The organism is Capnocytophaga sp. oral taxon 412 str. F0487 (assembly GCF_000271925.1).
Lineage (GTDB): Bacteria > Bacteroidota > Bacteroidia > Flavobacteriales > Flavobacteriaceae > Capnocytophaga > Capnocytophaga ochracea.
In genome coordinates this window covers 1-11,957 of sequence record NZ_AJZR01000053.1, presented here as the reverse complement: position 1 = coordinate 11,957, position 11,957 = coordinate 1, and the positions used below count along the sequence as shown (strand labels likewise).

The 11,957-nt window shown below is 42.6% G+C and carries 10 protein-coding genes; 4 read left to right on the top strand and 6 right to left on the bottom strand.

What is annotated here, in order from left to right:
- Window positions 1–364: 364 nt before the first annotated feature.
- The 4 genes from ccsA to nrfH form a co-directional block, all read right to left on the bottom strand.
- A complete protein-coding gene (ccsA, locus tag HMPREF1321_RS08685; protein WP_009422278.1) occupies window positions 365–1,159 on the bottom strand; it encodes a cytochrome c biogenesis protein CcsA in 795 nt (264 codons plus the stop codon).
- A 46-nt stretch (window positions 1,160–1,205) separates the two neighbouring features.
- Window positions 1,206–2,420 (bottom strand): cytochrome c biogenesis protein ResB, encoded by a 1,215-nt coding sequence (locus tag HMPREF1321_RS08680; protein ID WP_009422252.1) that lies wholly within the window; start codon window positions 2,418–2,420, stop codon window positions 1,206–1,208.
- 83 nt (window positions 2,421–2,503) lie between these two features.
- The gene (nrfA, locus tag HMPREF1321_RS08675; RefSeq protein WP_009422258.1) at window positions 2,504–3,970 is read right to left on the bottom strand and encodes an ammonia-forming cytochrome c nitrite reductase; all 1,467 of its coding nucleotides are present in this window, start codon (window positions 3,968–3,970) and stop codon (window positions 2,504–2,506) included.
- A gap of 28 nt (window positions 3,971–3,998) precedes the next feature.
- On the bottom strand, window positions 3,999–4,616 hold the full coding sequence (gene nrfH, locus HMPREF1321_RS08670; protein ID WP_034575961.1) for a cytochrome c nitrite reductase small subunit: 618 nt from the start codon (window positions 4,614–4,616) through the stop codon (window positions 3,999–4,001).
- Between the two features lie 187 nt (window positions 4,617–4,803).
- Here nrfH and HMPREF1321_RS08665 point away from each other — a divergent pair, with 187 nt between their 5' ends.
- A complete protein-coding gene (locus tag HMPREF1321_RS08665) occupies window positions 4,804–6,204 on the top strand; it encodes an alginate export family protein (RefSeq protein ID WP_009422245.1) in 1,401 nt (466 codons plus the stop codon).
- Window positions 6,205–6,491: 287 nt separating this feature from the next.
- Here the strand turns inward: HMPREF1321_RS08665 and HMPREF1321_RS08660 are convergent, their stop codons facing one another.
- Both HMPREF1321_RS08660 and polA read right to left on the bottom strand, forming a co-directional pair.
- Window positions 6,492–7,010 (bottom strand): class I SAM-dependent methyltransferase, encoded by a 519-nt coding sequence (locus HMPREF1321_RS08660; RefSeq protein ID WP_009422277.1) that lies wholly within the window; start codon window positions 7,008–7,010, stop codon window positions 6,492–6,494.
- Window positions 7,011–7,159: 149 nt separating this feature from the next.
- A complete protein-coding gene (polA, locus tag HMPREF1321_RS08655; protein ID WP_009422253.1) occupies window positions 7,160–9,958 on the bottom strand; it encodes a DNA polymerase I in 2,799 nt (932 codons plus the stop codon).
- A 253-nt stretch (window positions 9,959–10,211) separates the two neighbouring features.
- On the opposite strand from polA, the gene HMPREF1321_RS08650 reads away from it, so the two are divergent.
- The 3 genes from HMPREF1321_RS08650 to HMPREF1321_RS08640 are packed head-to-tail and all read left to right on the top strand — an operon-like array spanning window position 10,212 to window position 11,692.
- A complete protein-coding gene (locus HMPREF1321_RS08650; protein WP_002674885.1) occupies window positions 10,212–10,472 on the top strand; it encodes a thiamine-binding protein in 261 nt (86 codons plus the stop codon).
- Between the two features lie 36 nt (window positions 10,473–10,508).
- Window positions 10,509–11,180 carry a nicotinamide riboside transporter PnuC gene (pnuC, locus tag HMPREF1321_RS08645; RefSeq protein WP_009422273.1) on the top strand — a complete coding sequence of 224 codons (672 nt, stop codon included), beginning with the start codon at window positions 10,509–10,511 and terminating at the stop codon, window positions 11,178–11,180.
- Complete coding sequence (locus HMPREF1321_RS08640) at window positions 11,144–11,692, top strand: AAA family ATPase (RefSeq protein WP_009419091.1); 549 nt, start codon at window positions 11,144–11,146, stop codon at window positions 11,690–11,692. The genes pnuC and HMPREF1321_RS08640 overlap by 37 nt, the downstream gene beginning before the upstream one ends.
- The last annotated feature ends 265 nt before the right edge of the window (window positions 11,693–11,957 follow it).

The window sequence follows — 11,957 nt, the reverse complement described above, 5'->3', positions numbered from 1 at the left end:
AAAGATGAGCTGTAAATTGGGTGGGGTTAGCTTATAGAGAGCTTATAGGAAGCTTATACGAATCTTGGACGATTGGTATAGGAAGGGTATATAAGTTGTTGATTAATACTGTGATACAACAGCACTAAAAATGTTAAAAACGGGGGTTCGAGGCGAAAGAAAGAGAATCCTCACCCCGTCCCTCTTCCAAGGAGAGGGGGAATGTGGTGACGAAAAAGAGAAGGGATAATTAGGGAATTAGCAAATTAGAAAATTAGTAAATGGGGAGGTGTAAGCTACACGGGCAGTTATAACTTTCGGTAAAAATCGTAGCACAACAAGTAAAAAAGCTGTTAAGCGGGGGCTTAACAGCTTTTTTTATTATTTATCCTGAATAGGTATGTACACTCATTTGTGCCGTTGGCAAGTAGTTAACGCCAAACCAACAGATGAGCAACAGTATGAATGCGAGCCCTACAATGATAAAACTCTGAAAGGGTTTCTTTTCTTTGTGATTGTACTTGTGGTGGAGATATACCAAATAGCCGAGCCAAGTGATAAACGCCCAAGTTTCTTTAGGGTCCCACGTCCAATAGTGTCCCCACGCTTCTTTTGCCCAAAGGGCTCCAAAAAGCAATCCAAAGGTAAGAAATACATAACCTATTTTTACAAGTTGATCGATAACGGTAAAGATTGATTGTACTTCTTGTCCTTTTTTATAGCGATAAATGCCATAGAAAGCGGTGAGTGAAGCCATACCCAACATCGCATACGCAAAGATATACACGATTACGTGAGGCACGAACCACACGCTCTGCAAGGCAGGCATTAGGGCTTTGTTCATTGTATCGGGGTGAGTGTAGGTAAGGACTATAAATACAATACCCATTACAGCCGAATAGCTGAGCATCCACTTTTGACGATAGAGCCAATAAATAGCACAGCCTATGAGCCCCATAAAGAATGCATACCAAATACGCGTTTCGGCAAGTGTGCGCAATGGTGGACGGTCTAAGTTTTGCCATAAGGCAACAATAAAACCTCCTATGGTTAAGGTAGCTACCAAGTGAGTTGCAATACTCACTCCTCTAAGCGCTTTGCTCTTGCTGTAGATAAGCGTACCCGAAAGTAGCCACAAAGCTACTGTAATATATGTTATAAGATTAAAATAATGCCACATTTTTAATTAACAATTGACAATTAATAATTAACAACAGTGTTAGCTGTTACTTGTTAGCTGTTTTAGTTTTTACTTCAAAGAGTAGAGCAATACCGCCAGCAAGTAGTAAGAAAATTCCTACATAAACGACAGGTAACCAAGGGTCGGAAATGAGTTCTACCACACTAAGTTCTGACCAACGTCCCATACGCTCGTCATAACTCAATTGGTAAATACGCCAACCGCCTACACTGATAGGGTGATTGACCTCTATTTTTTCTTCTAAAACTTCTTGTTTTCCTTTTTGATATACTAATACCTCAGATTGGAATTTACGTGCTTCGGCAGGAGCCATTACCAAGGTATGCTCATTGTCTAAATGAATGGCACGGGGAGAGAATTGGAAGTTTCCGGCAGAAATCCAATCGGTTTTCTTTTTGTGAGTACGGAGGTCTTCTACGGTTACCTTAGCTGCATTGGTCGCACCCCACATCGTGTGATTGATGTAGGTACTATCGGTATCGGGAATAGCTTTTTCAAGATATTGGTGAAGGGTGATTTTCCAGTTCAGCAGGGTTGCATAGTCACCTTCTTTCTCCAGCATAAAGCCTTGAGGTTTTTCGTGAGGTAGTGCTGAACCTGTACTATCAATCACAAATAGTTTGTTAGGATAAATATCAATACTGAACTCTTTGAGTTCCATTGCAATGGGGAGTTCTACCATTCGTTCATCTTCGGTAGTAGCACGCCATTCGAGTTTATCCTTATAAAGGTTCATTTTCAGACGTATAATATCTCCCTGACCTAATACGCCAGCGAACATTGTAAGCCATAAACCAAAGTGATTGAGGAGGAAAGGTATATTTTTGCGTTGGTAGACCATTGAGCGTTTGAGGATAGAAAACCAGAGGTTCATCAGTGCTAACACGAAAACGATGCCGAAGTACCAAGTTTTGGTAAGGTCGTCTAATCCTAATTTTCCTAGAAAGCTATTTGCTACTTCTTGAGGATTTACATTGATGCTGCCCAGACCAATGGTGAGAACTCCAAGGGTTACAACTGTAATAATTGCAAAAGGCGCTGATGAAAAGCGCACGATAAAATTCGTTTTTCTAAAAATAAAATATACAGCTGTAGTGAGTACCACAAAGGCAAAGCCTCCTATTACATTGTAAGGAAAGCTAAACCAGCTTTTGCTGATACTTCCTAAGGTAAGTTGTAGTATCAGCCCTATGATAAGGGATAAGCACGCTACGAGAATAGCGAAGGGATATTGTTTCATAGTTAGGTAAGAGATAAGAGGTAAGAAATAGGGGCGAATTACATTCGCCCCTACTCGTCATTTGTCATTCGTAATTCGTTAAATTACTTTTGGGTTACTAAGCGTCCTTTTTCTTTAGCTTCTTTAATCCATTTAGGAACGATAGTTTCTAAGAATCTTTTCTTAGCAGCTTCTTCTTTAGGGATATCCAAACCAATTTCTTTTTGGGCTTTAGCTTTAGTGCTGATATCAGGCATCACGAAAGCGGTTTTGATGTTTAGTTTTTCTTTAAGCACATCTAAATTATTTTCAGCTTGATAAGCATAGATAAGACCATCGCTAAGGAGGCGTTCAGATTCGATAGGAGCGTGGAAAGCGGCACCGTGTGAAGAGTGTACCATATCCCAACGCCATTGTGATTTGCGGATAAGTGCCAAAGTAGGTTTCATTTGTTCTTCAGTAGCACCGTTATCCCACAAGAATTTAGCTTTAAAGTGTACTTTTGCTAATTGTTTTTCGAGTTTCATACGCATACCATATACAGCATCTTGGCGATCGTATACGTTTTTCACCAATTCTTCTTCACTTTGGCGGTGACAAGTTTGGCAACTTGCTGATACGTTACGCAAAGGGCTACTGATTTGGTGATCAGTAAATTTCACAGCACCATCAGTTTTGTAAGGCATATGGCAATCGGCACAAGAAACGCCGCGTTGTCCGTGAATACCGAGTTGAGAAAGTTCATAGTCGGGGTGTTGTGCTTTGAGGATAGGAGTACGGCTAAGTGGGTGTACATAGTCAGTCCAACCTTCTGCATCGTAGTACTCTTCCATCTTTTCAATAGTCATACCTTTATCCCAAGGAAAAGTAAGATATTTTTTATCACCTTTGAAGTAGTACTCTACGTGGCATTGCGCACAGACGAGAGAACGCATCTCTTGATGAGTAGCTTTATTGATATCGCGCCCTTGACGTTTGAAGGCTTCTTGTAAAGCCAATTGACTTACTTGCAATTTCATAGTTTTAGTATCGTGGCAAGTAGCACAACCGATAGGATTTACGATTTGGCTACCCCATTGATCCCAAGGAGCGCTATAATAAGTTTCGGCACCTACTTCTTTGATTAAGCGAGGCACATCTGGGCTTTTACAAGTCCAGCAAGTACCTGGTTGAGGAGAGTGAGTAGAATCGGTAGGAGCGCCTGTACGAAGAATTTTAGTAACGTCTTCAATAGCGTGCATATGTCCGCGTGGAGCGTTGTATCCCTTAGAGAAAGAATAACCAGCCCAAAGGATTACCATTTCTGGACGTAGCTCAAGCAGATCATCATCGTTACTACTCATATACTTAGAGCGGAAAGTAGTGTCGGCAGTAGCTGCCCACGAAGCATATTCACGAGGATAGAACGGTTCATAAAGCTCATTGCGGCATTCACCTTCTTTAAGGTTATTACCACCTCTAGCTATCAATTGAGCTTCTGTAGATCTGTTCATTATCGAATTAGCCAATAGACCTAATAAAAAGGTAACCACTGCTAATAAACCTGCAATTAACCAATGTTTCTTTTTCATCGCTGTATAAATTATATTTCGTTTTTTTTTAATTATTTGATTTTTCTCTGTTTTTCACCATTTTGTCAAGCCAATCGGGAGTATTGCTCGGCATATTGTCTACAATAGGCACAGGTGAATGAGGAGCAGCATTAAGCCCTCTCACACGGCTGTGAGGTACTTCGCGGTGGCAGTCCCAGCACAATTTACCGTTATCAGCGTGTGCCATTTTAGCAGTCACCTTGCCCGCTTGCACTTCACTTACCAAAGTACTATGGCAACGAATACAATTTTCTTGTACCACTGTTTGCCCTGGAGTGTGCATCTTAATCACTTGTGGTTCCATACGGAAGGTGAACATTGTAGCGTGGCGAAGTCCGTCGTTCGCTTTAAAATAATATTTGCGAAAAACGTTGTCGTGAGGCACGTGGCAATCGTTACACACAGTATTGCGACCGTGCGAAGAGTGCATCCACGTAGCATACTCAGGCTCCATAATATGGCAGTTCACACACGCCTTGGGGTCGTCGGACAGATAGGTGTATGCTTTGGATATATAAAATTTGTATCCACAAAGCCCTATCAGTATCCCTACTAACGAGGGAATTAAGAAACGAAACCATCGTCCTTTTTTAGTAGATGGGGTGTTGTTATCTGTTGTCGCCATTATATAAAAAAATTTTTTTTCGTTGCTTTTCGTTGCAAATGTAAAATAGTTTCCTTACATTTGCAAAAGAAAATAAAGATATATTCTTATTTTTTTTGTAATTCTAAATAAGAAGCTTTGGTCTTATGTCTTATTTTCAGTATTTTAACCTATTTTAAACGTAAAACATTTTAAAAACACTATACCAATGAAAAAACATTTATTATCATTTTTTGCTTTGGGTACCGCTTTCGTTTTGTACCCCTCTTTAGCAACTGCGCAGGTAGAAAATCCTCCTGCCCCTAATGAAGGTGTTCCTCCTCCTCAACCTCCTATGGAGGAGATGATGACACCTCCTCCTCCGCCACCTGCCGATAACGAGTTCACGCTATCAGCACAAATTCGTCCGCGTTTCGAGTACCGCAATGGGGCATATCGCCCTTTAGTAGAAGGTGAATCGCCTGCTATCCTCACCAACAACCGCGTACGCTTAAACTTCGACTATAAGCATAGCGACCGCCTACATTTGTACGTTTCTCTCCAAAACGTGAACGTTTGGGGGCAAGCGCAACAAGTACAAGCCGTCGATAGAACAGGCGGTATGTCGGTTTTCGAGGCTTACGCCGAATTCCCTCTTGTGAATACCCTTAGCGCAAAAGTAGGTAGACAAGTGATTGCACTGGACGACGACCGTATTTTCGGCTCTCTCGATTGGCACCCTGCTGGACGTAGCCACGATGCAGTGAACCTCAATTGGACACCTTCTGAAAAGTGGACACTTCGCGGTTTCTTTGCCTACAACCAATCGGGAAGTACCACGACCCCTACTCTAAATGTAAATACTCCCAGCGGACAGAATTTTACTCCAGGATTGGGTCAGGATTATCAACACTTGCAAGCGCTTCACGCACACTATAGCATCAGTGAAGCGCACCAATTGTCGCTCTTGTTTGCTAACTTAGGTTACCGTACTGATGATAGTGCTGACCAAAATATGCAAACTTTCGGTGCGCACTACACTGGCAAAAGTAACCAGTTGAGCTATGGCGCTTCTGCTTATATGCAAACTGGTAAAAACGCTGCAGGAGCCGATAAAAGCGCTTATATGTTTGCAGTGAACGCAGGCTACAAGTTCTCTCCTATCTTTGGCTTAACCGCTGGAGTAGATTACCTCAGTGGCAACGCCTCTGATGACACTTCGGGTAAAGATAAGAAATTCAATCCATTCAGCGGTACCAACCACAAGTTCTACGGCTTTATGGATTATTACTATGTAGGTTTCACTCCTTCTGTAGGTTTGCTCAATCCTTATCTCACTGCCAATGTACGCACTGGCGAAAAGAGCAACCTCAGCGCTACTTTCCACTATTTTGCACCTGCTGCTAAATTTGAGGTTGGTGGCAAAAAACACAGTAGCTATGGCAGTGAAATCGACTTGGTGTACAACTTAAAGGTACAACCTTTTATAGGGTTGCAAGTAGGTTACTCTACTTATTTTGCTAACGATGGCACTAAAGCCCTCAAAGGTACTGCTAACCAACGCGGTTACCAAGACTGGTTCTGGTGTAGCCTAAACATCAATCCTAAATTGTTCTCTGCGATATTTTAATTGTATTGAACTATAATAAAAAGAGGTAAGAATTGCCATAGCATTCTTACCTCTTTTTTTTGGTAAATTACCCTATAAAACAATCTCTAAAAACTCTTTTGTAGCACTACACTCCCATCTTATCTCCGCTTCACATTCAGCTTTCCTTCGTTCATCGTTCGTCTTTCCTTCGTCTTTTGTTCGTCTTTTCATCACCTAACCATCTAGCTCGCTCCTATCTGTCGTGCTATAACTTGTTTGATTTGTTGCAATTTGTTAAATTTCTCTCCCGAAGGCAGATTAAACTATTATTTTCTCTCTGCAACCACGGCATAGTATCTATTCGTAAAATATCGCAATAGCGGACGTAAACCTAACTTCTTCACAGGGTGTGTCCATTTCTCTCTATAAATAATACGAAAGCCCGCTTTCTCTACCAGCATATCCAATTGCCAATCTTCAAACTCGTGATAATGACAGTCGCGAGGGTCAGACGTATTGCGGTAGGCTTTGGCAAACCAAAGGCGCAAGGGCACAGTAATGAGTACTCTTTTAGTAGGGAGATTCTGCAAAACTGCCAAAGGATTTACCAAGTGCTCTAAAATTTCCAAAGCCACTGTAAAATCAGCCTTAAAGGCTTGTAAGGTGTGTGATTCAAAATCCAAATCCTGCCCCGTAGTGTTAAGCACAGTATAGCCTTCTTGTTGCATTACTGCCGAAAAAGGATTCTCCACCCCCACATCGAGGATAGTGCTACCCTGAGGGGTATATTGTTTGAGAATACTCAAAGTTTTTTGATAGCGTTTTTTAGGAAATATCTTGTACATAATTTACATTGACAATTAACAAGGAGATGACTCTTTTGAGCCACAACCTTTACCAAAGTTTGCGTCACCTCACCTTTTACCTTTTATTCACATACCCAGCTGTGAGCCCTCGCTGGCTTTACCTTTTACCTCTTACCTCTTACCTGATTCTAGTGTGCATCGAGCCAGTTATCCCCTACCCCTAAGTCTGCTACAAGGGGAACTGCAAGGTTAAAAGCGCTCTCCATCGCTTCTTTAATGAGAGGCTTAACGATATTGAGCTCTGTTTTAGGTACATCGAACACTAACTCATCGTGCACCTGCAAGAGCATACGGGTTTGAAGTTGTTGGCGAATCAACTCGTGCTGTATGCGTATCATCGCAATTTTGATGATATCCGCAGCCGAGCCCTGTATCGGGGCATTCACGGCGTTGCGTTCAGCTGCTCCGCGCACTACTTGGTTACGAGAGTGAATATCGGGTAGATAGCGACGCCTTCCCAATACGGTCTCTACATAACCGTGTTCTTGAGCAAATTGTATTTGCTTACTGATATAGTTTCGCAGGTTGGGATACGTAGCGTAATAAGTGTCTATCAATTCCTTGCTCTCTGAACGACTCAAATTGGTTTGAGCCGAGAGCCCAAATGCCGATACACCATAGATAATCCCAAAGTTCACTGTCTTGGCGTGACTGCGCTGTTCGCGAGTTACCTCTTCCAAAGGCACGTGGAACACTTTGGCAGCTGTGGAACGGTGAATATCCTCATTGCGGAGGAATGATTCAATCATATTGTGTTCTTCGCTCAGGGCAGCGATGATGCGAAGCTCTATTTGCGAATAGTCGGCAGAGAGAAGCACATAATCAGGATTGCGTGCGATGAACGCCTTGCGCACCTGCTGACCGCGAGGAGTGCGGATAGGAATATTCTGCAAGTTAGGATTATTACTGCTCAATCTACCCGTCGCAGCTACCGTTTGCATATAGGTAGTGTGTACACGACCGGTAAGTTTGTTCACCTCCAAAGGCAAGGCATCTACATAAGTAGATTTCAGCTTCTGCACTTGTCGCCATTCAAGTATATCGGCTACTATCTTATGCTTAGAAGCAAAGGGGGCTAATACTTCTTCGGAAGTGGCATACTGACCTGTTTTCGTCTTCTTAGGTTTGCTGTCAATTTTCAGTTTTTCAAAAAGAATATCACCCAGCTGTTTCGGCGAAGCCAAATTGAAGCTCTCCCCTGCCTGCTCGGATATAGTGGCTTCGAGTTGTGCAATATCGGCATCTAAGGTCTTAGCGTATTCTTTTAAGAAAGGTACATCGAGGTTCACTCCTTCGCGTTCCATAGCGGCTAACACTTTTATCAAAGGCGCTTCCAAATCAGTATAGATTTTCTCGGCGTTCACTTTGGGCATTTCCTCCTTAAATACGTTTTTGAGTTGCCACGTAACATCAGCATCTTCCACGGCGTATTCCTTCACTTGGTCGAGTGGAACGGTACGCATAGAGCGTTGCGCCTTACCTTTACCTATCAAACTCTCAATAGCAATAGGGGTATAGTTCAAATAGGTTTCACTGAGGATATCCATATTGTGGCGCATATCTGGATTCAGCAGATAGTGGGCTATCATCGTATCGAAGAGTGCACCTCGCACCTCAATGTTGTAGTTTTGCAATACTTTAAGGTCGTATTTCAAATTCTGACCTACCTTACCAATACGCTCATTTTCAAAGAACGGACGGAAAGTTTCAAGCAGTTTTGTTGCTTCTGCTTTATCAGTAGGGAAAGGTACGTAATAACCTTTGTGAGCCGACCAGCAGAAGGAAATCCCTACCAATTCGGCTTCCAGGGCGTTCACACTGGTCGTTTCGGTATCAAAACACACTTCGGTTTGTTGCAATAAATTCTGCAAGAGCAGTTGTTGCGCCATTGGGGTATCGGCTAATTGGTAGAAGTGAGGTGTATTAGTACTGTTCTTCTTCTCGCTCATTACCTGCGGTTGGGCAAATAGGTCGCCTTGTGTAAAGAGACTTAACTGTCCCTCTGTGGGCTTATTCCCTGTAAGTGGCAGGGGTGTTGTTGTCATCTGGGGCTGATACGTTCTGAGAAAGTTCTGTAATAACTGACGAAATTCTAACTCTTCAAATATCCTCCCTACCGCTTCAAAATCGGGTTCGGACATCGCAAAGTCTTCTTCATCAAACGTTACAGGCACGTCCAGCATAATGGTAGCCAACTGTTTAGAGAGGATTCCTTTTTCCTTGTTGCTCTCTATATTCTCGCGCAGTTTGCCTTTCAGCTGGTCAGTATGGGCGAGAAGGTTTTCCATAGAGCCAAAGTCGGCAAGTAGCTTTTTAGCGGTCTTCTCGCCTACTCCCGGGAGTCCAGGTATATTGTCTACCGCATCTCCCATCATTCCGAGGAAGTCTATTACCTGCAAAGGATTTTGTACCTCAAATTTCTCTTGTACTTCTTTTACGCCCCAAATCTCCACATCGTTACCTCCGCGCGAAGGTCGGTATATAAAGATATTATCGCTCACAAGTTGTGCATAGTCCTTATCGGGCGTTACCATATACACTTGGTAGTTCTGTTTTTCTGCTTGCTTAGAGAGTGTCCCGATGATATCGTCAGCCTCATAACCTTCTTTTTCGATGATAGGAATATGCAAGGCTTTCAAGATTTCGTGAATATACGGAATTGCTAACCGAATGGCTTCGGGCGTTTCCTCGCGATTGGCTTTATAGTCGGCAAAGAGTTCGGTGCGCTCCACACTTCCTCCCTTGTCGAAAGCGACAGCAAGGTGGTCGGGCTTTTCTTTTTTAATTACTTCTAAAAGAGAGTTCATAAAGCCCAAAATAGCCGACGTGTTCAACCCTTTGGAGTTGATACGCGGGTTCTTGATAAAAGCGTAATAACCCCTAAAAATAAGGGCATAAGCATCGAGTAGGAAAAGCCGTTTTTTCATTCATTAAATAATTTATCCTCCATTAAGCCAAAAACATCAAGCATACTCCCTCTTAAATTCGCTAATTCCCTTTTCGAAGGGTGTTTTTAGTTCATTTTATCTTCACTCAATATAGGTAAAAAGGGGGTTACTCTTTTGGCTGAAAGAGATACATATTTTTGCGCAAAGGTAGTAAAATAATTGTAATTTCCCATTTTATTTGTACTTTTGTCCCGAATATAAATTAACCTTTAATAATTAATCATTCACCATTATGAAAGTATCTGTTGAACTTACTTTTAGCCCGTTGCAAGACGATTACGAGCGTCCTATCATTCACTTTATCAAGAAACTGCGCGCCTCTGGGCTCATCGTACAAGAAAACCCTCTCAGTACCCAAGTCTATGGCGAATATACCCAAGTGATGAATGTTCTCACCACCGAGATAGAAGAAGCCCTCGACTTAGTAGAACGCGGACTGATGTACGTGAAAATCGTAAAGTCCGACCGCCACGAGTATAAACCTTTCTTCTAAGTAAAGCCAGCGAGCAAGCGTAACTGAATATCTGATATGGAAGCGTTTTTCAATTGGTTTTTTAGTCAGTATCAAGGAGTCCCTACCCATTTAGTGGTTTTAGAAATCATAGGTGTGTTCTTTGGGTTCCTCAGTGTTTGGCTGGCTAAAAAAGGAAATATATGGGTATACCCTACGGGTATCATCAGCACGGTGTTATTTGTATACCTGCTATGGCACTACGTGCTGTGGGGCGATATGCTTATCAATGCCTATTATACAGCGATGAGTATCTACGGGTGGATACTATGGGCAAAGAACGCCCAAGACAATGTGATTACTATCTCCGCTACCACCCGTCGCGATTGGCAAATCTGCACTCTTTTAGGTGTTTTTAGCTTGGTTTTTGTCACTGCGGTATACTACCTGAAACCTTACATCAAAAACAACTTTTCTATGCAGGGAATCTCCTTAGGATTCCACAACTTCCTCCCTACCGAATATGTCGATGTCTTTACCACCTCCATTTTCTTGATAGGAATGTGGCTAATGGCAAAACGCAAAGTAGAAAACTGGCTCTTTTGGATTCTCGGCGACCTCATTTCAGTGCCCCTCTACCTCAAAAAAGGAATGCTCTTCACCTCCTTTCAGTACTTTTTATTCACCATTATTGCCATTATGGGCTATAGAGAATGGAAACAACACTTGCGCAACGAGACAGCCCGATAAAGCGTATCGCCTTTGTAGGTCCTGAGTGCACCGGCAAAACCACTCTTAGTCGTACTCTTGCCCAGCAGTTCCAAACCGTATGGGCTGAGGAGTATATGCGCACTTACCTACAACACAAGTGGGATACTCAGCATCTCACCTGCACGTGGGACGACCTCCTTCCCATTGCTCACGGACAAGTTTTGCTCGAAAACAAACGTATCCAGCAAGCCAATGAATATTTGTTCTGCGACACCTGTCTGCTCGAACTAATGGTCTATTCTTACCTCTACTATGGCAAATGCAACCCACAAATAGAGCGCGCAGCCCTCACACATCATTACCACACCCTTTTTCTCACTTATGTTGATGTTCCTTGGCAACCCGACGACCTCCGCGATAAACCTCACGAGCGCGAGAGCGTATTTGCTTTTTTTGAGCAACATCTGAACGCTCACGGCATACAATACCATATTCTAAAAGGCTCCTTAGAGGAACGCATCGCCCAATGCACCAAAATGCTAACCGCATAACATCTTCTCACAAACTCCCTCTATCCGACCCCCCGTCCTACGAGTCCTCCCCACCCAACAAGTATTTTCGTCCCTACATTCCCCTTTTTCCCCATCATTACATTCCCCATTTAAAGCGAGTTATAGAGATGTTTGTTATCACTATACTTTGCCAAAGTTTGAAATTTTGGCAAAGTTAATATAGCTCTCTTTGTCTTTGGTTCTCCCCTTTTGAGCCTCTCCGAATTTCTTAACCTCTTTTCCATTTGCTAATTTCCAAATTTGC